The organism is Planctomycetota bacterium, assembly GCA_039182125.1.
Taxonomy (GTDB): Bacteria; Planctomycetota; Phycisphaerae; order Tepidisphaerales; family Tepidisphaeraceae; genus JBCDCH01.
This window is the reverse complement of sequence record JBCDCH010000040.1, coordinates 15,080-36,026: the sequence shown is the minus strand read 5'-3', so window position 1 is coordinate 36,026 and position 20,947 is coordinate 15,080. Positions and strand designations below refer to the sequence as shown.

Below are 20,947 nucleotides of genomic sequence, written 5' to 3'. Positions count from 1 at the left end.
CGTTTGAGCGGCGACCAACGGGAGCCTTCTTCAGAAGCTCCCGTTGGTCGCCGCTCAAAATGGATCGACCGCGTCAATCCACCAGCGCCCGCAAATCCATCGGGTCGATCGGGAACTGTTCGCTGTTGAGGTCGGCCCACATGGCGGCGTCGCCGTTGAGGGGGCTGCGAATGTTGTACGCTTGGAACGCGAGCATCTCGCCGACGCGGATGAGCAGGTCGACGAGCCGTTCGCCCGCAGCCCAGTGGTCGCCGACGCAGACGGTCGTCGTGTCGATGTTGGGATGAAACACCGGCGTGAGCATCGAGACCGTCGGCGCGAGCCGGGGGTAGTCCGGCGGCAACACGACCTGCACGCGATGGCCCTTGATCGGCTCGGGCTCACGCTTGATTTCCTTGCGGAGCGAGCGGACGAGGTAATCCAGTACGTACTTCTCCGGTGGTTCACCTGACGCTTCGACGATGCGGATCGGTCCGTCGGCGAAGGTCTCGCGTAGCGTTTTTTCGTCGGCGAGGAGCCGACGTTGCCGTGGTGAGAGTTGACGATTCAGGCTTACCGGCTGCGGGATCACCAGCGACGTTTTGCAGTGCTTGCAACGCGCCTTCTTGCCGGCGAGGCGGTCGGGGACATCGAACTTGTGGCCGCAGGTGACGCAGCGGAAGGAGATCATGGTTCGATTGTTCGGGGTCAAATCGGCGAAGCGAGCCACCACCACCAACTCACGCCCACACCGACGAGCGCGCCGGCACCGGCGAGTGCTGCGGCGGGGATCGATTTCTTCACGCCGGCGATGGCGGCCACGATCGCCGCCGGGATGCCGAACGCGAGGATGCCGAGAGCGCTGCCGGCGACGGCGGAGGCGAGCAGGGCCGCGTCGGCGGAGGTGGTCGTCTTGGCGACCGCGACTTCGAGCCCGCTGTCATCGCCGGCATGGTCGCCGGAGTCTTCGATGACGGCCGCGCCGACCTGCGTGCATCCGTAGCTGCCGCAACCGCCGTTTTGCACCCAGCAATCGCGGTGGTAGAGCACGCCGCAGTCGTTGCAGCGGTGCAGCGCCTGACGCGGCTCGACCTTCCATTGACAGACCGCGCACATCGGCCCGGTGTCGAGTTTGAACGGCGGCTCTTTCTGGAAAAACCAACCGGCCACGTCCCCGAACCGCACCTGCGCGCCGTCGGGCAGCACGTCCTTCGGGTACACCCGGTCACCATCGACGCGGATGCCGTTGGCGCTATTCAAGTCGACGACGCTGGGCAGTGCCGGGTCGGTCAGTTCGAAGCGGGCGTGGTGTCGGCTGATCGTGGGGTCAACGATTCGGACGTGCGCGTCGTCGCCGCGACCGAGGATGTCGCCGTCGCTCAACTCGAAGCGTTCAAGTTGGTCGCGGACTTGGAGAACGAGACAGGGCATGACCACCGGTTTGTTATCGGCTCACTTGGGCTTTTCGCCGAACTCGAAGTTGGTCGAGCCGACGCCGATGACGTCGCCGCGGAGGAGCTTGGCACGTTGGACGGGCCGGCCGTTGACGGTGGTGGGGCCGCCGAGGGGCAGGTTTTCGATTTCGTAGCCGTTGGCGGATTTGTGGACGGCGGCGTGGCGTCGGCCGACCTTGTTGTCGTTGAACAGGTAAATGTGGCTGTTCGGGGCCGCGCCGACGTAGGTCGGGTCGCGGTAGAGCACGAACTGCTTTCCGGCGATGGGCCCGGCGGTGACGCGGAGCCAGCCGTCCTTGATCGCGTCCTCGACCCACGCCGACGCAAGGCCCGCACCGCCGCCGATGAGCAGCAGGGCGGCCAGGCGTGAGAGCGGCTCGGAGGAGAGGGTTTCAAGGATCGGCCCGTAGAGCACACCGCCGATGGCCCCACAGACCAATCCTGCGACGAGTCCGATGCCGGCCCGCTTGCCCGAACGCATGGCCACGCCGGGCGCGGCCGCGAGGCACATTCCGAGCACGCCCCAGACGGCGGCGCGGGCGAGAATCAGTTGCCGCTCCGACGGCACGGTGTCGACGCCACCGGTGATGAGGGTTTGCAGCGGCACCGCGATGAGCCCGGCGGCAGCTCCGCCGACGAAGCCGACCGTCGCTCCCACCGCCGCGAACCGCAGGGTGGCCGTCCAGTTCCGACCGACCGCCGGCTCGGCCGCACTGAGCGCCGCACCGAGAAACGCACCGGCGATCGCGAAGAGCAGCACGTCGGCGATGCGGTCCTTGGTCCGCTCGCGATCGAGCAGCGCCAGCGATTTGGCCGTCCGCTCGTCGGCTCCGAGCGTCGGATCGGTCTCGACTTGATAGAACGGGTTGTTGCCGTAGACGCGGTCGAGGTCGGACAGCTGGAAGGCCGCGACCTCGGGATCGAGCGTGCCTTGGCTGATCTGCGATTGAATGGCGGCGCGTTCGTTGAGTGCGGCGTTGGCCCGGGCCTGGACGTCGGGGCGCAGGTGCAGGAACTGGCCGATGCCCCAGCCGAGCAGTCCGCCGAGCAGTCCGAAGAGCGTGAGGTACACCGCCGCCCGTTGCAGAAGCGACGGCTGTTGCTTGGCGACGCGCGAGACGACCTTGGCGTTTTCGTAGTGCGACTTGGTCTGCGAGATTTGCTTGTGCTCGCGGAGCGTCTTTTCGACGTTGTCGCTGTGTAGCTCGTCGCGGGTGATGATCAGCGGATCGGACATGGGATGGCTCGGGTACAGATGAGAGCGCGAGCTTAGAACTCGAGGAAATACAGGGCCAACCACAGCCCGGCGATCAGGGCGACCACGAGCAGGACGAACAAGACCGGCGTGACGACGGCACTAAAAAAGCCACCGAGTTTGCCGGTCGGGCCGGAGGTGCCGCCGTTCTGTTGGATCTTGCGCCAGTTGGTGGTGGCGTTCTCCTCCTCGATGATCCACGGCTCGCGTTCGGGGTTGCCCCCGCGCCAGACGAAGTTGCCGATCTCCTGTCGGACCGGATCGACGACGATCGCCGGCTGCCATGGCAGGTCGAAGAAGTTGCGATGGATAAACACGTCCGCGTCGGAGAGGAAGACGCCGAAGTCCGGGTGGGTGTGGTACCAGCCGGCCATCTTCCGGTCGGCGTGGTCGGATTCCATCTTCTCCATCACGCTCGTCCACGTCTCGGCGGTGAACGTGACGGACGCGCCGCGTTGGCTGGCGGCATGACCGGGGATGGCGGCGGAAATGAGCAGGTACGGGCCGAAGTGGTCGCGGTAGAGGTTGCCGGCAAGGACGCCGCAGACCTCGACGTCGGTGCGGCTGTTGGCGTGCTTGAGCATCGCATCATGGGCACCACGCCGGATGACGACCTGGAAGCCGTGCTTGCGTTGGCCGTCGGCCCGTTTGATCAACCGGCGGGGCAGGCTGGTGCTGATGACCGACGCCGCGTCGAGCACGTTCTCCGCCTGGGCGGCGGTCTGAGCTGCGGTCGGCTCGCCGTTGGCGTTACCCTGCCGCAGCGCGTCCTCGGGCGCGTCGGTGGCGGGTGCGGCATGCTCGGTGTCAGAGCTCATTCCAGTTCCAGTTCGTCCTCGACGGTGTCGTCGGAGAGTTCAAGCCCGATCGCGCCCGCAGGGGTGCGTGCGGTGAAAATCTCGTGCGACGGAAAGCCAACGTCGGCAGGTCGCAACCCAAGCAAGTTCGGGCCTGTGCCGGTCGTATCGGTTGAAACGGCGTCCAATGTAACCACATGTCGCGCAGCGCCGGTCCGCGGGTCCGAAAGCCGTTCGGCCGATACGCGTTCCAATAAATCGTCGACCGGCTCGAACTCGCCGGTTTCGGACCGAAACCCGCGCAAGAGCGTCTTGGGCAGTTCCAGGTTTGGAGCGCCGAGCCGGGTGGCTTCTTCGAGAAGGCCGCCGAAGGTCGAATCGGTGCCGACGGGCCGGACGTCGAGCAGCGGGTCGTGGCTGAGGCAATCTTCCTTGCGGTCGTACTCGGTCTGCCAGGCGTCGGTGGCGGCACCGTTGAAGCTCCAGCCCTTGCCGGCGATGGTGTCGATGCCGTGCAGGAGCTTGACGGCTTCTTGTACTTGCACGCCCGCGATGATGCTGCCGACGGTCGGGGTGGTGGGCACTTTGCCGCCTTCCATTTCCTTGCGCGACAGCCCGGCACACGACCGGCGATGCTGAAGCACCTGCCAGTCGGTCTTGTTCATCGTGCACTCGTAGCACGCCCCGGGTGGGACGAAGACGCGGGCGATGCCGTCGACGACCTGGATCGCGCCGTCGACCCACGGCGTGCCGACGCGGTAGCAGGCGCGGTTGATGGCAAGGCGTGCTTCGCGGTTGTCGAGCCCGCCCAGAACCACGTCGGCTTCACGAAAAGCACCGAGCCCGAGATCGAGCTTCACGTCCCCGACGACGGCGCGGGCGTCCATGTCCGGATAAATCTCCGCCGCCCGCTCGGCCGCGACCTCGGCCTTCTTGCGTCCCGCGTCCTCGGCCCGGTACAGCACGCTGCGCGAGAGGTTGCTGTGCTCGATGTCGTCCATGTCGATGATAGTGACGTGGCCGTGACCGCGCTGGCCGACGCCGAGCAGGGCGAGGTTCTTCAGCAATTCGTTACCCAACGCCCCGGCCCCGACGACGATCACCCTCGCCGACGCGAGCCGCTGCTGATCCCACCAGCCGATGAGCTCGAAGCGGGAGAAGCGGTGATCCCGCGTCGAAATGGTCAGGGGTTCAGCCATCGGCGTCGGCTCCTGCGGTGATCTCGGGCATGAGACGTAGCACGTCGCCGGCTTGCACGCCGGCGTCGGCCAGCGTGGCGTCCTCGGCGAGCTGTTTGCCGGTGCGGCGGTGGTGGACCTTGTAGCTGAGCAGGTTCCCGTCAGGGCCGGTGCGGGGGAACTTCATGCGGTCGATGAGCACCGCGAGGATTCGCTCGAGCGGCTCGTCGGTGGGCATCTGTACTTCCTGGCGTTTGTTACCCGTGGCGTCCCAGATTTCGACGAGGACTTGCGGTTCGGCGGTGGGGTTGGGTTCGGTCATGGGGCTTGAAAATGGGCGGTACGACGGGTGAGTGCTTTTGTCGCTATCGGACGATCCGGGCGAAAACGTTGCCCCGATGCGTGGCTAGGACTTGCGGGACCCGAAAACATGCTTGCAAGCCGGCCCGATAATCCTTACAGATTGTCCAGGCATTGGCCGGTTTGGGTCGTTTTCCGTTGAGAATCTTCTCGCGACTGACGAGTCATCGGCTATGTTATGAAGCATTCGCCCACCGGCGTTCTCCGGGTAACGGGCGGTTGATTGCGGGGGCGGAGGTTTCTGCCGGCTTCGGCCGTGTTTTTGGCAGTGATCTGTTCTGTGGAGGTGCGTCGGGTACCCCCGACGTAAGGAGACGCGTCCCGAAAGGGATGCGATCGTGGATCGTGTGTTCCGCGCGGGCGTTGTAACCCGTCGGACCGAAATAACCGACGTTGGATAAAGGCGCCGCCGCGCCGCAAGACCGTACACCCGACCGACAAGACCCAACGCCGGCCCAGGACCCTCACGATGACCGATTCTCACGCCTTGTCTCAAGCATCGCCCCACGCCGTTCAACCTTTGCCCGCCGTGCACGACACGCTCATCGGCGTTCTCGCCCGGCGCAAGGCCGTCGTGCTCGCGATGTTGCTCGGGGCGTTACTGTTGGGGTTGGTGTATTACTCGGTGTGGCCGCGGACGTACTCGGCGGTCGGGCTGGTGCGGGTCGAGCCCGGTGCACCGGTCGCGTTGAGTGACAACGATCGCGTCGATGCCCAATCGGCCCTGCTGTTCCGTCACGCGGAGGCCCGGTTGCTCACGACCGACGAAGTGCTCTTCCGTGCCCTTCAGGCCAAGAACGAAGAGGGAGGGCTCGTCATGGACAGCCCGTGGTTCAGCACGGACAGCACCCGCATCCAACAGCTCAAGAAACAGCTCGGCGTATCGGTCGATCGCGACAGCGGCCTGATCAATGTTGAACTCCGCGGCGAGAGCCAGCCGGAAATCCGCTCGATCGTTGATGCCGTCATGAGCGCGTACAAGAATCTGCGTGTTGAGCAGGACCGCGGCAACGCCAGCGATGTCATCACCATCCTCGAAGCCCAACGGGCCAACAAGGAAGCCAAGCTCGCGACCACCCGCAACCGCATTCTTGAGCTGAAGAACAGTTCGGGCGGTGTTCCGATGGGCGATGGCGGGAACATGGTGCTCATCGAGCTTCAGGCCCTCAGCGGCCAGCTCGTCGAGGCCAAGCAGGCCACGATGAAGGCCAAGAACAACTACGACCGGGCACTCGCCGCCTACGAGCAGACGGATCCGCAGGATCGCATGAACGCCGAGGACGGTTCGACCATGATGCTCAGCGGGGAGAGCGAGGAACTGATCCGCCAGCGGATCGTCGGCCTCGAGCAGCGGTTGCAGACGCTCCGGCAGACGTACCTGCCCAGCCACCCGCAGGTCCGCCGCGTCGCCGCCGACATCGCCAAGCTGCGCGCGACCCAGGTCGCCGTCGCCCGCGGCAACTTCGACGCTTCCCGTCAACTCGAAGAACAACTCATGCAGGAGGTCGAAGGCCTCCGCGAGCAGGGTGTCGAGCAAACCGGCAACCTTTACGAGATCGCGTTGCTCGAAGGCGACCTGACGCGGCTCGAAGATCAGATCGACGAGCTCGACAAGTCGATCGTGACCGCCGCATTGTCGCAGGACACCAAGGACCTGCAGATCACCGTCGCCCAGGAAGCCAGCACCGACAACGACAACGTCACGCCGCAGCTCGCGACGACGATGGTCGCCGCCGGAGCGTTCGGTTTGATCGCGGGCATCCTGTTGGCCCTCGTCGCCGAATCGAACGCCCCACGTCTTCCGGCAGGGGAGAAAAGCGTGTCCGAAACGATGGCCCTCCCGGTCATCGGCACGCTGCCTGCGATGGACGGGGCCAACCGACGCCGTTTGGCGTTGGCGCCGATCGAGGAGCCCGGGCTCGGCTTCGCGGCGGAGGCCGTCGAGTTGGCCGATGAGCTTTTGGCCGGCGATTTCGCGGGGGCCAAGACCATCCTCGTCACCAGCCCGACCCAGCGTCAGGGCCGGACCGTTGCGACGGGGTCGTTGGCCGTGTCGCTGGCCGCGCTCGGCAAGCGGGTGCTCGTGGTCGACGCCGATCTCGAAAAGCCCGACATGCACGAAGTCTTCGACAAGCCCAACGAGGACGGCCTCGCCGACGTGCTGCGTGGCAACGGCAACGTGTCCGACCTTGCCCGCCCAAGCGGTGTCGACGGGCTGAGCCTGCTCACCGCCGGCGACATTCGTGGCGACGAGGCCGAGGTTCTGCTCGGCGGCCAGCGGTTGGACGAGGCGTTGAACCAGATGCGTGAGCAGTACGACGTGGTCCTAATTGATGCCGCGGCCGAGAGCAACGGCGACGCGGCCCGGATCGCGGCCAGCGCGACCGACGCGACGATGCTCGTGATGCGTGGCGGCAACAGCGATCGCCGCCGGGCCGAGCAGGCCCGCGACCGGTTGCTGGACATGGGCGCGAACGTGAGCGGCCTGCTGCTGATGAACATGCCGACCTCGGGACGCATCGCGTACTCCGGGGACGGCCCGAAGATGGCCGCCAGCGCCTGAGTCGCCGGCCGATGTTGGGAGGCATCGGTTGATCGATCTCGAAGGCTGGCACCCCGATGACGTATCCGGGGTTGGAACACATCGTTCGGCCATGCGGAAGTCATGCCCCGTGTGATCGATGGATTGGGAGAATGACCGCTCGGCCGTGTGGAGGCCGGTCCGAGCTTTTGGGAGAGAAAGTGCCAGCAGCCAACTCAACCGCGGCGCTCGCATCACCGCCGCTCCAGGAAGCCGCTCCGCGGGTGGAGTCGCAGCAGATGTTGCGACTCGCGCCCGCGCCGGAACTGCCCGAACGCAAGATCAACCTGCATCTTGACGAGGTGCTCGACTCCGGCAGCTTTCGCCGTGCGGTACATCGCCGTCGGGCCCGGATCGATCGTTTGGGCGGTTGCTTCGCGCTGCTGTACCTGCGGATCGAGCCGAGCACGAACAAGCGCTTCGCGAAGGCCGCCCGGTTGCGGATGGCCCGCACGCTGCTCCGCGCGGCCCGGGGTGGTGACATTGTCGGCTGGCACGACGACCGCACCGCCGTCGCGCTGCTCCACGACGCCGACCACGAGGGGGCACGCAGCTTGGCCGACCGTGCCTGCGCGACGCTTCGGCGGTTCGGCATCGACGTGTCGAGCCATGTGCTGAGCTACGGCGACGACGCCGACTGCGACACCGACGGCCGGCTTCAAAAGATCCTTCGTCACCGCACGCCGATCTGGAAGCGCGCGATCGACATCACGGCCGCGGGCGGGGCGTTGCTCGTGGCCGGGCCGGTGATGGCGGCGGTCGCGCTGGGCATCAAGTTCACCAGCCCCGGCCCGATCTTCTTCATGCAAAAGCGCAGCGGCTTCGGCGGCGCGCCGTTCATGATCTACAAGTTCCGCACGATGGTCGTCGACGCCGAGGCTCAGAAAGCCGCACTGCGGGCGATCAGCGAGCAGGACGGCCCGGCGTTCAAGCTCACCGACGACCCGCGGATCACCAAGTTCGGCCGGTTCCTCCGCGTGACCAGTCTCGACGAACTCCCGCAGCTGTTCAACATCCTCAAGGGCGACATGTCGCTCGTGGGCCCGCGGCCGTTGCCGGTCGACGAACAGGCCGGCTGCTCTCGCTGGCAGGCCGCCCGTCTCGACGTCGCGCCGGGCCTGACGTGTATCTGGCAGGTCGAGGGTCGTAGCCGTGTCTCGTTCGACGAATGGATGCGGATGGACCTGCGTTACCTGCGGCACCGCACGCCGCTGCGTGACATCGGCATCATCCTTTCGACCGTCCCCGCCGTCCTTCTGCGGCGCGGCAGCAAGTAACCCTCACTCGCAACACGCCATCAGTTTCATGGATACCGCCACACTCGACTCCGTTGCCTCGGCCCCTTCGGCAGAGACTGCCGTGCAGCGGCCTATTTCTTCGCCGGTGCTGCCGCCGTTGTCCGCCGTGGAAGCCGACCTGGGCATCGACCCGGCCATGGGCGGCGTGACGCTGCCGCCGCGTAAGCCCGTGTTCGGCATCCCGGTGAGTGTCACGCACTACGACGAAGTCGTCGACTGCGTCATCAGCCTGGCCAAGCAGGGCGTGCGGGGGTCAGTGCAGTTCCTCTCGGCCCACGGGCTGGTGCTGGCAACGCGGGACGACACCTTCGCCAAGGCGGCGAGCCATTTTTCGATCACCTGCCCCGACGGCCAGCCGGTCCGATGGGCGATCAATCGTTACCACAACGCCGGGCTGACCGATCGCTGCTACGGCCCGGAGACGACGCTCCGCACGATGGCCGCCGCCGAACGCGAAGGCGTCTCGGTCTACCTTTACGGCGGCAAGAGCGACGAGCTGCTCGACCAACTCGTCGGCGAGTTGGCCAAGCGCTTTCCGAAACTCAAGATCGCCGGCCGACAGTCACCGCCTTTCCGACAGCTTTCCGACGAGGAGCACAACGAGGTCGCTCGAGAGATCAACGCCAGCGGTGCGGGCATCTGCTTCATCGGCCTCGGTTGCCCGAAGCAGGAGATGTTCTGCGATCGCCACCGCGACGACGTGAAGCCGGTGATGATGGCGGTCGGCGCGGCGTTCGACTTCATTGCCGGCAACACGCCCCAGGCACCGGCCTGGATGCAGAAGCGCGGCCTCGAGTGGTTCTACCGGCTTTGCACCGAACCCCGCCGATTGTTCAAGCGTTATGCCGTGACGAACTCGCGTTTCCTCTGGCTGTGGTTCACCAACCGACCGGGTCGGGCGGACTGAGTCGCGTCCCGCGATCGGGCGGGGATCGAACAAACTGGGGCGCTTGGGTTTGGACACTCGGCCGGGCATGCGTATGACGACAGCAGTGACTCAACCTCTGAGCGAGACTTGTGCCGAGGAACCTTCCGCGTCGATCGACACGCCGGAGGAGGCGCACGATCGCGGCGGGTTGCTGCGTCGGGTGTTGGGTCGTGGCTCTTGGGCTTTGACCGATCAGGCGTTTTTCAGTGCGAGCAACTGGCTGCTCTCGGTGCTGCTGGCCAACTGGCTGGCGAGCGAAGCGGAGTACGGGGCGTTCGTGGTCGCGTTCGGCTGGTTTTTGTTGATCGCGACGTTTCACAACTCGTTCGTACTCGAGCCGATGCTGGTGTTCGGGCCGCGGCGGTTCGGTGAGCGATTGCGGCCTTACAAGGGCGCGCTCGCGGCGATGAGCGTCACCCTCGCCTGCGTCGGCGGTGTGCTGCTGGCGGGGATCGCCGGTGCCTACGTCCTGCTTGGCGAGGGTCAGGCGGCTGGTGAGATATTGGCGTTCGCGGTCGCGGCGCCGTTGATTTTGCTGCTTTGGGCGATGCGCAAGGCGTGCTACGTCGATTTGCAGCCGCGCAACGCCGCACTGGCCGGCGCGGGCTACATGGTGTTGATGGTCGGCGGGATGTTCGCCGCGCACGGGTTCGGCGTGTTGAGCATTCCGACGGCGGTCGCGGTGATGGCGGTGTCGAGCATCCTCGCAGCCGGCTGGTTGGCGCTGCGTGAGAAGGTCGCGCGACCGAGCCTGTCGATCGTCGGCGAGGCGGCGGGTGACCACTGGCGGTTCGGCCGGTGGGCGCTGCTCAGTGGGCTGCTGACCCTGCTGCCCGAGCAGATTTACTACCTGATGCTGCCCGTCCTCGAACCCGAGACCGGTTACGCCGACGCGGCCGCCCTGCGGGCGATTCAGAACCTGTTCCAGCCGTTCCTCCAGTTGATTACCGCCGTGATGAGTTTGCTGGTTCCCGTGTACGTCCGCCAGACCAGCTCGGCGGACCTGCGTCGGATGATGCGGCTTGCCATGCTCGGGCTTTGCGGCTTACCGCTGGTCTGGATGCTGTTGATGGGGCTGACCCACGAGACGCTCGTGTCGTGGCTCTACGGCGGCCGTTACACCGACGCGAGCGGCATGGTTTGGCTGTTGGGCCTGGTTCCCGTGGGCTACGGCTACATCGCGACCCGCGCCGGCGTACTTGCCGCACGTGAACGGCCCGACCAGATCTTTCTGGCCATGGCCGCCGGTGGTACGTTCACCATCACGGGCGGATTGCTTTTCGCACACTGGTACGGCTTATGGGGCATCGCCTGGGCGTGGGTCATTTCGACCGCGTTGGGCTGCGTGGTGATGGACCTTCTCACCCGCCGGCAACTGCACAAGCACCCCGTAGGTTCGGTCGATGCTGCAAAAGGAGCCAGGGGAGACTGATCATGACGTTATTGGCAGAAAATGCACTCGAACACGGGCCGACATCAGACGCCCATCGCACCGAACCGGGGAACCGCCCGTCGCCGGCCGACCCGCTGGTGACGATCGCGCTGCCGGTCTACAACGGCGAGCGCTACGTCCGTGAGGCGATCGACTCGATCCTCGCCCAGAGCTTCACCAACTTCGAACTGCTCATCAGCGACAACGCTTCGACCGACTCGACGCCGCAAATCATCGCCGATTACGCCCGGCGTGATCCTCGCGTGCGCCTTCATCGCAACGAACGGAACCTGGGCGCGGCCGAGAACTTCAATCTGGTCGTGGAGCTTGCCCGCGGTGATTTTTTCAAGTGGGCCGCTTACGACGACGTTCTTGCGCCCGACTGGCTCAAGGTCTGCGTCGAAGCGCTCGAGCGTGAGCCGGACGTCATGCTCGTGCAGACGCGGACTCGGGTGATCGACGACGAGGGGCGTCCGATGCGCGTGGTCGCCATTCCCGAAGGTGCCCGGCACATCGTGCCCGACAATCCGGACGATCCCGACGCACCGACGATCCGGTACGCCGACGCCTACGACGCGCCACGACCGGGGCTGCTTTCGGTCTCCTCCGCGGTGCGGTTCCGCGAGATCACACGAAGCCATTGGATGTTCGAACAGTTCGGCCTGTTCCGGCTTGATGCACTGCGGTCCCTGCCGCTCGATGGCAAGTACGAACGCCCGTACGGCTCGAACACGGTCACGATCGCTTCGGTCGCCATGCGTAGCCCGATCCGCGAACTCGAGCCGGCCTTGTTCCTGCGGCGTTATCACCAGGCCCAATCCGACAATCTGGATCACGACGACTACATCGCGTACGTCAATCCCGACAGTGCCAAGCGCCGCCGCGGACTGCTCGGGAAGGCGACCCTGCCGGGGCAGGTCCGTGGGTTGCTCGATTACCTTCAGCAGGTCCGACGCAGCGGGTTGCCGCTGCGGGAGCGTCTCGCGTGCTACGGCGTGGTGGTGAGTTGGTGCTTCTGGCTCGTGAAACTCGTTTGGACCTTGCGCCACGAACGCGGGATGCTCTATCGCCTGCGGATGAAGTTCCGCAAGTTCACGGGCATGCTGACCGGCCGGTCCGTTCGGCGTCAGCGCGGCAGCGGCGATGGCCGAAAGAGGGGGCAAGCCACCGCATGAGCCGGCTCGCCACGCCCAACTTCCTCGCCACCGCTTCGACCGAGCCGCGTCTCGACCTGGGCCAACTCTTCATTCGCGCGTTCCTCGGCCTGCTCGCCGTGACGCTCATCGGTTATGCGACGTTCAACAAGTCCTTCGCATACCTCGGGGCCAAGCCGATCTTCATCGGCGAGATGTGTTTCGGCTTGGGACTGCTGGCATTGCTCGGCGTGCGACGGTCTTCGCTCCAGTTAACGGCGTGGCTCGCGCTGCCGGTGCTGGCGTTCATGGCGTGGTCGGCGTGCCGGACGTTTCCGTTCCTCGGCGTCCATGGCGTGCATGCCCTGCGTGACGGAGCTCTTTGGGGCTATGGCGCGTTTGCGTTTTTCATCTGCGCGGTGCTGATCGACAAGCCTGAGCGGTTCCGCGGGGTGGTGCGGTGGTACCGGGTCTTCGCGATCGCGTTTCTGATCTTCGCACCTTTCGCGATGATCGCGTCGAGGCTGGTGTTCAGTGACACGCTCGGTAGCGGCGGGCCGCGTTTGCCCTGGGCTGACGTGCCACTGATTTACGCCAAGGGCGGCGACATGGGCGTGCATCTGGCCGGCGTGTTCGCTTACGTCGTGTTGGTCGCACCGCTGCCGATGTGGTTCCTGCTCGCGACGATTCCGGTGGTCGGCGGGCTGATGACATCGAGCCGGGCGGCGATGCTCGCGTTCTTCACCGGGGCGTTTCCGACGTTCCTCCACCGGCCCAGGCACAAGCTCGGGCTGACGCTCATCGGTGCGTTCCTCGTCGGCTTCATTGCACTGTGGGTCACCGACTTCCGCTGGGCTCCTCCCGGCGAAAAGCGCGAATTTTCGGCGGAAAACATCGTGATCAGCGTCAAGAGCATGCTCGGTGACAAGAGCCACGAAGAGATGCACGGCACCAAATCATGGCGCACGCAGTGGTGGGGCAGCATCGTCGACTACACGGTGCATGGGCACTACTTCTGGACGGGCAAGGGGTATGGCGTGAACCTTGCCGACGCCGACGGGTTCCAGGTCGAGGACGACGCCAATCCGCTGCGCTCGCCGCACAACGGGCACCTCACGATCCTCGCCCGGTCCGGCGTGCCGGGGATCGCGCTGTGGGCGACGCTCAACGGGGTTTGGATCGTCACGCTGGGGATTCGCTTCCTGCAGTGCCGGGCAGCCCGGCTGATTGGCTGGGAGCGGGTGATCCTCGTGATCGGCATTCTCGGGGTGGTGTTCCTGCTCAACGCGTCGTTCGACGTGTTTCTCGAAGGGCCGATGGGCGGAATTTGGTACTGGTGCGTCATCGGTGTCGGCCTCGCGGCGATCCATCTGAGTCGCACGCATCCGCACCTGCTCGACGATCAGATCACGGCGTTGTGGCAAGAAACTTAATCCGCCACATCACGGCCCGCACAATCCGTCGCATTTCGTTGAAGTTCGGTTGCGGAGGGGTCCGATAATGCGCACAGTCATCGGGTCGGCAGGAGGCCGACGCTTTACCACTCACGGACGAGTCTCATGTCGAAGAAGAACCAACCGATCGTCGCCGCCGGCGGCCTTGTCGTGACGCTTTTGCTGGGCAGCGGTTGCCAGAGCGGATTGACGAGATACCTGAACGAGCCCGAGCCGATCGCCCAGGCGCGGACGCTGGACCCCGTGTCGGTCGCGCGGGTGGCTCCTGCCGAGCCCGCTCCCGCCGGCGAGCGGGACGACGAACTGAAGCTGACCGAGGCGGACATCCTTGCCGCCCGTGTCGCGGCGTACGCCGAACGGGTGGAAGCCGCCGACGCGAACCCGGCCCCGGTGATCACGCCGACGCTGGACGGTTCCAAGCCGGCACCGAAGCCGGTGGTGGTGAAGCCGACCGAAGTGGTGGAGGCGGAAGTGGCCGAGGTGCCGGTCATCGAAGCCGCGGGCGCGGTCGAGTCAGAGGTGCAGTGGAGCGAGCCGGAGCCGGTCGCCGAGCTTGCGCCGCCTGACGCGGAGTTTGCCGAGCCCGGTAAGGTTCACCCGGCCCAACCCGCCGAAGCCCAAGTCCCCGAAGCCCAACCCGCCGCGGCGGCCGCCAGCGACGTCACCATGGAACTCGGCGGCCGGTTCGCCGGTGTCACGCCCATGCTCGAAGACGTGCCGGCCTTGGCGTCGGTCGACGAGCTACAGGAAGAACTCGACGCCCGCATCGCAGCCGACCCGCGCGACGTGCAGGCCCACCTCGAGCGACAGGTGATCAACTGGCTCCGCAACGAGCCCGCCCCGGACCCGACGCAGATCGCCGACCTCCCCGTGGCCGACCGCGAGCTGATCTCCGCCGTGATCGACGGGCTGACCAACCTGCGGATCACGCTCAACGCCGACGGGACGCTCATGCAGCAGGACCGGGTGGCCCCGATCCTCGAGATGGCCGAGCGGCTGCGTGATGCCGGGACGCTTTCGCTGGGCGAGGTCGTGTTGTGTCACAGCATCACCGGCTTCGGCTTGTACGAAGCGATGCCGCCGGCGTTCCCCGCGAAGATCCCCAGCGGTTGGGCCGGCCAGGCGTTGCTGTACGCCGAGGTCGACGGCTTCGCCTCCACCCTCGTCGAGAACGCCAAGTGGGAAACCCGCCTCACCGAACAGTGCACGCTCTACAGCAACACCGGCCTGCAAGTCTGGTCCGGCCCGGAGAACGAGGTCATCGACCGCAGCCACAACAAACGGCGCGACTTCCACATCAGCAAGGTGCTGCGTCTGCCCGAGGATCTGCCGCCGGGTGCGTACACGCTCAAATTGACGCTGACCGATCAAACCAGCAATCGCCTGACCGAGCAGACCATCGGCCTGCGCATCACCCGCCCCGAGAAGCCCGCGGTGCGATGAATGAAGTCGCGGCCAACTAGCGCTTGCCCACCTGCTTGCGCGCCCACTTCGGGAACCGATTCCAAAACCGCGTCTGCAGCCACGTCCAGCGGCCGGCCCAGCTCGGCTTGATCCAGCAGTCCAGGCGCGTTCGGAGCGTCGTGGACTCGCCGTCCGGTTCGACCCAGAACTGCAATCGGGTGGGGCGGATGACGCGTAGCGAGAGGGCGTAGCTGCCGTAGAGGTATTGCAGGTCGCGGTAGCCGGCCGCGTCGTCGGTGGGTGGCCGGACCTCGCCAATGACGCCGGTGAAACTCATGAGCGGGCCGTGGTGCGTGTTGAGCACGCCGGGTTCAAGGCCGCCGTCGATGAACTCCACGCGGAACGGCCAAAGCTGGTTGTCGGTGAATGTCCGCGGATCGTTGAGCCAATCCCAGACGGCGGTCGCCGGGTGCGGGATGGTGTCGGAGCGCTCGTAGGCGTGGGCGACCATGCCCGGCGGGCAAGGATGCACCACGGGCAACGGGTGGCGCGGTTGCGGCGAACTCGGGACATCCATGCGAGACGGTAGCGACCCCGCTATCGTGTTCGCCGTGAGCAAGAGCGCATTGATCGTTTGGGGCGGTTGGGACGGCCATGAGCCGGAACAGGTCGCCGAGATTTTCCGCAAGGTTCTCGATGAACAGGGCTTCGACGTGACGGTCTCCGACACGCTCGACGCTTTCACCGAACACGACCTGACCAAGCTGTCGCTGATCGTGCCGGTGTGGACGATGGGCGAGATCAGCAACGAGCAACTCGACGCGGTGTGTGACGCGGTGGAGAACCACGGCGTCGGTCTCGCCGGCTGTCACGGCGGCATGTGCGATTCCTTCCGTCAGGCCGAGCGGTGGCAGTTCATGACCGGCGGCCAGTGGGTCGCCCACCCCGGCAACGACGGCGTCGAGTACAAGATCAACATCGGCCCCGTCGCCCACGACATCACCGCCGGCATGAGCGACTTCGACGTGAAGTCCGAGCAGTACTACATGCATGTCGACCCGGCCGTACAGGTGCTCGCGACGACGACGTTCCCGACGCCCGGCGTCGATGGCCCGCACGTTCCCAACGGCACCTTCGAGATGCCGCAGGTCTGGACGAAGATGTACGGCAACGGGCGGGTCTTCTACAACGCGCTCGGCCATGTCGCCAACGTCTTCGACGTCCCCGAAGCACTCGAACTGATGCGCCGCGGCTTCAAGTGGGCGGCGAAGTAAAGCACCGATGATCGTCACGCTCGACGGCCCCGCGGGAACTGGCAAAAGCACCGTTGCGAAACGCGTGGCGGAGCAGCTCGGCTTCGACTTTCTCGACACCGGCGCGATGTACCGGGCCGTCGGACTGGCCGCCCTGCGTCGGGACGCGGACATGGCCGACGCGCGTGAGTTGGCATGGATCGCGGGCAAGTGCCGCATCGAGTTCGACTGGGAAAAGACGCCGCCGGAGTTGGTGCTCAACGGCGAGCCGGTGGGGGGTAAGCTGCGCGACGCCGCCCCGACCGCCGCCGCGAGCCACGTCGCCGCCGTGCCGGAGATCCGAGAGATCCTCGTCGAGCAACAACAGAAGATCGGTGCCAACGCGCCAAACCTCGTGACCGAGGGTCGCGACCAGGGCACGGTCGTGTTCCCGGACGCCGAGTACAAGTTCTTCCTCACCGCCGATCCCGAGGAGCGTGCCCGTCGGCGTGCCGATCAGTTGCGTCGGCGGGGCGAGAAGGTCGATGTCGATTGCATTCGCCGTGAGATGATCGAGCGTGACCGCCGGGATTCGACGCGTAAGGTCGCACCCCTCAAGGCCGCCGATGACGCGATCGTGATCGACACCACCGAGCTGACCGAAGACGACGTGGTCCGGCGCATCGTCGGTGCCGTACAACAGGCTCTCGCATGACCGAACCCAACGAGAACAAGCAGTTGCGTGATCCCACCCGCCGCGGCCTTTACTGGCGTGTCTGGCAGGTGGGGAGCAAGATTCTCTGCAAGGTGCTCTTCGGGCTGCGTGTGTACGAGAAGCACCATGTGCCCGACTCGGGCGGCGTTCTGTTCGTGTCCAACCATCAGTCGTTCGCCGACCCGATCCTGGTCGCCGTCGCACTCAAGCGGCCGGTTGCGTTTCTGGCACGGTCCGGGCTGTTCAAGAACCCGATCTTCGCGTGGCACATTCGTCAGCTCTGCGCTTTCCCGCTTCAGGAAGGCAAATCCGACATCGGTGCGATGAAGCAGACCATCGAGCTCATCCGTGCCGGCTGGGCGCTCAACATCTTCCCCGAGGGCGAGCGCACCCCGCACGGCGACCTGCTCCCGGCCAAGCGCGGCAGCGCGCTCGTCATGCGCAAGGCCAAGTGCACCGTCATCCCGTTGGTCATCGAGGGCGCGTTCGAGGCCTACCCACGCACTGCGAAGTTCCCGCGCTTCGGCAAGGTGGGCGTGCTCTATGGCCCGCCGCTGAAACTCGACGACGTCGACACCAAGGACGTCCCCGCGTTGATCGACGAGACGTTCAAGACGATGCTCACCGACTTGCGTCAACGTCTCGGCCGGGACGATGCGGACGACGTGAAGATCGTTCCGCCGGCGGACGAGCCTACGCCGACCGAGGCGGTTGCATGACCCTCGACGAGATGCAACAGGCCTGGCTCGAGTTCCGCCGCGAGCGGAACTGGGAGCAGTTTCACGATCCCAAGAGCCAAGCGATCGGCTTGGTCCTCGAAGCCGCCGAAGTCGCCGAGCACATGCAATGGCACACCGGCGATGATCTGCAAAAGCTCCTCGACGAAAACAAGGACAAGCTCGGCGAGGAGTTGGTCGACGTGCTGAGTTGGGTGCTGTTGATCGCCGCGGATCAGGGGATCGACCTGCCGGCCGCGTTCGAGGCGAAGATGAAGAAGAACGCTGCGAAGTACCCCGTCGAGAAGTCGACCGGCAAGGCGACTAAGTACACGAACCTGTGAGGTTCGCGGTTGCGTGACGCCGAGGCTTTCGGCAAACTTATAGAACCATGCCGAAGCTCCTCGCACTGTTGTGTCTTGCCTTGACCGCGACCGCGTTTGCCCAGGACAACGGATTGAGTGACACCAGCCAGGCCGAGCAGCAAGAGGTTCCGCCATTGCCGGACGTGCCGCGCGAGTTGCGGGGTGTGTGGGTGGCGACGGTCGCGAACATCGACTGGCCGAGCAAGCCGGGCCTGCCCAGTGATGTCCAGCAGGCCGAGGCGCTTGCGATCCTCGACCGCGTCGTCGAGACCGGCATGAACGTAGTCATCCTGCAGGTTCGGCCCGCGGCCGACGCGTTGTATCCGAGCGAGATCGAGCCGTGGAGCTACTACCTCACCGGCGAGCAGGGCAAGGCGCCCGAACCGTTCTACGACCCACTCGAGTTCTGGGTCGACGCTGCCCACGCGCGGAGTCTTGAGTTGCACGTCTGGCTCAACCCGTTTCGCGTGAAGCCGAACAACGCCCCGTTCGAGCCCGGCCCGGACTCGATTGCCCGCAAGAACTCCGACGCCGTTCTGCAGTACGGCGATGACACGCGCAACCAGCTCTGGATGGATCCTGCCAACGAGGACGCCCGCGCACAGACCCTCGCCGTCTTCGCCGACCTCGTCGAACGCTACGACATCGACGGCGTTCACATGGACGATTACTTCTACCCGTACCCCGTCGGCAACATCCCGTTTCCCGACGATGCGAGCTATGCGAAGTACAAACAGGCCGGCGGCGAACTTGAGCTTAACGACTTTCGCCGCGACTCGGTGAACAATCTGGTCGAAGGCATCTACCGACAAACGAAAAGCATCAAGCCGCACGTCAAGGTCGGCATCAGTCCGTTCGGTATCTGGCGGCCGGGCAACCCGCCGAGCGTCGCCGGCTTTGACCAGTACGACAAGCTCTACGCCGACGCGAAGCTTTGGCTCAACGAGGGCTGGGTCGACTATTACACGCCGCAGTTGTACTGGAACATCGCCGCACCCCAGCAGTCATTCCCCGCGCTGTTTCATTGGTGGGCCAACGAAAACACGCAAAGCCGCACACTCGCGCCCGGCCTCTTCACCGGTCGCATTGGCGAGAATCAGAAAGACTGGCCGATCGACGAGATCGCCGGGCAGGTTTACATCACCCGCTACTCCGGTGTCGGTCACGGCAACGTGCACTTCTCGATGAAGTGGATCATGGCCGACATCAAGGGCATCGGCACCGCGCTACGTGACACGGTGTACGCCAAGCCGGCGCTGGTGCCGGCGATGACGTGGATCGACGACGAGCCGCCGGTCGCCCCGACCGACGTCACCCTCGCGCCGATCGAAGTCACGCTCAGCAACGCAAAACCGGTGCTACCGGAGGGCGAGTGGTTCAAGCCGCTTGAGGAAAAGAAAGCCGTTTCCCACAAACGCCACGTCCGCGTCGAGTGGAAGAGTGACGCCGACGACGCGAGGCTCCACGTCGTGCAATACCTGCTTGGCGGTACTTGGCACATCGAGTTCGTGCCGGCCGATCAGCTCGGCCTCACTCTGGGCGAACCCGCCGACGCTTACATCACCCATGTTGCCGTGAGCACTGTCGATCGCCTCGGCAATCAGAGCGAACCAGCGATGTACGAGCGGCCGGTTAAGCAGGACTAGTTCTTTAGCACCAACCGATACCGTGGCGAGCCGGTGTGGAGCTTTTCGAACGCGTCGTTGATGTCCGCCATCGCGTAGGTCTCGGTGATCGGCTCGATGCCGTGGCGGCTGCAGAAGTCGAGCATCTTGCGGGTGTCGGCGATGGTGCCCAGCGGGCTGCCCGAGAGCGACTTTTGTCCGGCGATCAGCGGAAAGGTGTTCTCCAAGCCGAAGTCCGGCGCAACCCCAATGCTATGCAGAACACCGCCGGGCGCGAGTGCCTCGACGTATTGGCCCCAAGGTAGTTTGACGTTGGTCGTGTTGATGATCAGGTCGAACCGGCCGGCCTGCTTCTTCATCTGATCCTCGTCTCTGCTAACCACGAAATCGTCGGCCCCCATGTCGCGGGCTTCCTGCTCCTTGTCGGCGGTGGTGGAGAAGGCGGTGACTTCGCAGCCCCACTTGTCGGCGAACATGACCGCGAGGTGGCCGAGTCCGCCGATGCCGATGACGCCGACACGGTCGAGCGGGCGGATGTTGTGCTGGAGGAACGGCGTGAAGGCCGTGATGCCGCCGCAGAAGAGCGGGCCGGCCTTGTCGGCGTCGAGCCCGTCCGGGATGGGTGTTGCCCACGTCCAGTCACAGCGAACTTTGTCGCCGAAGCCGCCGTGTCGGCCGACGATCGTTTGCTCGCTGTTCACGCAGCGATTGCTCGCGCCGCTGAGGCATTGCATGCAATGGGTGCATGACTTGCTGTACCAGCCGAGCCCCACGGTCTGGCCAACTTCCAGCTCCGGCACCTGATGGCCGAGCGCCGCGATCTTGCCGACCACCTCGTGGCCACCGACGAACGGGTACTGCGTCATGTGCCAGTCGTTGTCGCGCATGGACAGGTCGGAGTGGCAGATGCCGCACGACGACACGTCGATCTCGACTTGCCGCGGCTGCAACTCGCCGGGGTCGTATTCGAACGACTTGAAATCACCCTCGGCTTCCTCGGCGGCGTATGCGTGGAACATTCATGAAAACGTACAAGCCCAC

General features: G+C 65.4%; 20 protein-coding genes. 12 read left to right on the top strand and 8 right to left on the bottom strand.

Annotated elements, in window-relative coordinates; translation table 11 throughout:
* Nucleotides 1–73: 73 nt before the first annotated feature.
* From AAGD32_11560 to AAGD32_11535, 6 genes are read right to left on the bottom strand one after another with little or no spacing between them, the layout of a single operon-like run.
* Nucleotides 74–670: a ubiquitin-conjugating enzyme E2 gene (locus AAGD32_11560; GenBank protein MEM8874880.1), complete on the bottom strand. Its 597-nt coding sequence runs from the start codon at nucleotides 668–670 to the stop codon at nucleotides 74–76.
* Between the two features lie 17 nt (nucleotides 671–687).
* Entirely contained in the window at nucleotides 688–1,410 is a 723-nt protein-coding gene (locus AAGD32_11555) for an FHA domain-containing protein (protein ID MEM8874879.1), read from the bottom strand.
* 21 nt (nucleotides 1,411–1,431) lie between these two features.
* The gene (locus AAGD32_11550) at nucleotides 1,432–2,670 is read right to left on the bottom strand and encodes an FHA domain-containing protein (protein ID MEM8874878.1); all 1,239 of its coding nucleotides are present in this window, start codon (nucleotides 2,668–2,670) and stop codon (nucleotides 1,432–1,434) included.
* Between the two features lie 32 nt (nucleotides 2,671–2,702).
* Nucleotides 2,703–3,506, bottom strand: coding sequence for a Mov34/MPN/PAD-1 family protein (locus AAGD32_11545; GenBank protein ID MEM8874877.1), 804 nt, complete (start codon nucleotides 3,504–3,506; stop codon nucleotides 2,703–2,705).
* Nucleotides 3,503–4,684, bottom strand: coding sequence for a ThiF family adenylyltransferase (locus AAGD32_11540; GenBank protein MEM8874876.1), 1,182 nt, complete (start codon nucleotides 4,682–4,684; stop codon nucleotides 3,503–3,505). The genes AAGD32_11545 and AAGD32_11540 overlap by 4 nt, the downstream gene beginning before the upstream one ends.
* Nucleotides 4,677–4,985: an EsaB/YukD family protein gene (locus AAGD32_11535; protein MEM8874875.1), complete on the bottom strand. Its 309-nt coding sequence runs from the start codon at nucleotides 4,983–4,985 to the stop codon at nucleotides 4,677–4,679. Before AAGD32_11535 ends, AAGD32_11540 begins: the two co-directional genes overlap by 8 nt.
* 567 nt (nucleotides 4,986–5,552) lie before the next feature.
* Between AAGD32_11535 and AAGD32_11530 the strand changes: the two genes are divergently transcribed.
* From AAGD32_11530 to AAGD32_11500, 7 genes are all read left to right on the top strand, one after another.
* Nucleotides 5,553–7,586 (top strand): AAA family ATPase, encoded by a 2,034-nt coding sequence (locus tag AAGD32_11530; GenBank protein MEM8874874.1) that lies wholly within the window; start codon nucleotides 5,553–5,555, stop codon nucleotides 7,584–7,586.
* 179 nt (nucleotides 7,587–7,765) lie between these two features.
* A complete protein-coding gene (locus AAGD32_11525; protein ID MEM8874873.1) occupies nucleotides 7,766–8,881 on the top strand; it encodes a sugar transferase in 1,116 nt (371 codons plus the stop codon).
* Between the two features lie 28 nt (nucleotides 8,882–8,909).
* Nucleotides 8,910–9,809, top strand: a complete 900-nt coding sequence (locus AAGD32_11520) for a WecB/TagA/CpsF family glycosyltransferase (GenBank protein MEM8874872.1) — start codon at nucleotides 8,910–8,912, stop codon at nucleotides 9,807–9,809.
* Nucleotides 9,810–9,876: 67 nt separating this feature from the next.
* Nucleotides 9,877–11,262 (top strand): polysaccharide biosynthesis C-terminal domain-containing protein, encoded by a 1,386-nt coding sequence (locus AAGD32_11515; protein ID MEM8874871.1) that lies wholly within the window; start codon nucleotides 9,877–9,879, stop codon nucleotides 11,260–11,262.
* A gap of 2 nt (nucleotides 11,263–11,264) precedes the next feature.
* Complete coding sequence (locus AAGD32_11510; GenBank protein ID MEM8874870.1) at nucleotides 11,265–12,437, top strand: glycosyltransferase; 1,173 nt, start codon at nucleotides 11,265–11,267, stop codon at nucleotides 12,435–12,437.
* Entirely contained in the window at nucleotides 12,434–13,828 is a 1,395-nt protein-coding gene (locus tag AAGD32_11505; protein ID MEM8874869.1) for an O-antigen ligase family protein, read from the top strand. Before AAGD32_11510 ends, AAGD32_11505 begins: the two co-directional genes overlap by 4 nt.
* A 126-nt stretch (nucleotides 13,829–13,954) precedes the next feature.
* Nucleotides 13,955–15,292, top strand: a complete 1,338-nt coding sequence (locus AAGD32_11500) for a hypothetical protein (protein MEM8874868.1) — start codon at nucleotides 13,955–13,957, stop codon at nucleotides 15,290–15,292.
* A gap of 16 nt (nucleotides 15,293–15,308) precedes the next feature.
* Here AAGD32_11500 and AAGD32_11495 read toward each other — a convergent pair whose 3' ends face one another.
* Nucleotides 15,309–15,830: a hypothetical protein gene (locus tag AAGD32_11495; protein ID MEM8874867.1), complete on the bottom strand. Its 522-nt coding sequence runs from the start codon at nucleotides 15,828–15,830 to the stop codon at nucleotides 15,309–15,311.
* Nucleotides 15,831–15,864: 34 nt separating this feature from the next.
* Between AAGD32_11495 and AAGD32_11490 the strand changes: the two genes are divergently transcribed.
* Genes AAGD32_11490 through AAGD32_11470 form a run of 5 tightly spaced genes read left to right on the top strand, consistent with a single transcriptional unit; the run spans nucleotide 15,865 to nucleotide 19,927 of the window.
* Entirely contained in the window at nucleotides 15,865–16,527 is a 663-nt protein-coding gene (locus tag AAGD32_11490; protein MEM8874866.1) for a ThuA domain-containing protein, read from the top strand.
* Between the two features lie 7 nt (nucleotides 16,528–16,534).
* A complete protein-coding gene (gene cmk / locus AAGD32_11485; protein MEM8874865.1) occupies nucleotides 16,535–17,200 on the top strand; it encodes a (d)CMP kinase in 666 nt (221 codons plus the stop codon).
* Complete coding sequence (locus tag AAGD32_11480) at nucleotides 17,197–17,919, top strand: lysophospholipid acyltransferase family protein (GenBank protein ID MEM8874864.1); 723 nt, start codon at nucleotides 17,197–17,199, stop codon at nucleotides 17,917–17,919. The genes cmk and AAGD32_11480 overlap by 4 nt, the downstream gene beginning before the upstream one ends.
* Entirely contained in the window at nucleotides 17,916–18,260 is a 345-nt protein-coding gene (locus AAGD32_11475) for a nucleotide pyrophosphohydrolase (GenBank protein ID MEM8874863.1), read from the top strand. Before AAGD32_11480 ends, AAGD32_11475 begins: the two co-directional genes overlap by 4 nt.
* A 47-nt stretch (nucleotides 18,261–18,307) precedes the next feature.
* Nucleotides 18,308–19,927, top strand: coding sequence for a family 10 glycosylhydrolase (locus AAGD32_11470; protein MEM8874862.1), 1,620 nt, complete (start codon nucleotides 18,308–18,310; stop codon nucleotides 19,925–19,927).
* Here AAGD32_11470 and AAGD32_11465 read toward each other — a convergent pair.
* A complete protein-coding gene (locus tag AAGD32_11465; protein MEM8874861.1) occupies nucleotides 19,924–20,925 on the bottom strand; it encodes an NAD(P)-dependent alcohol dehydrogenase in 1,002 nt (333 codons plus the stop codon). The two genes, AAGD32_11470 and AAGD32_11465, sit on opposite strands and share 4 nt — an antisense overlap.
* Between the last annotated feature and the right edge of the window lie 22 nt (nucleotides 20,926–20,947).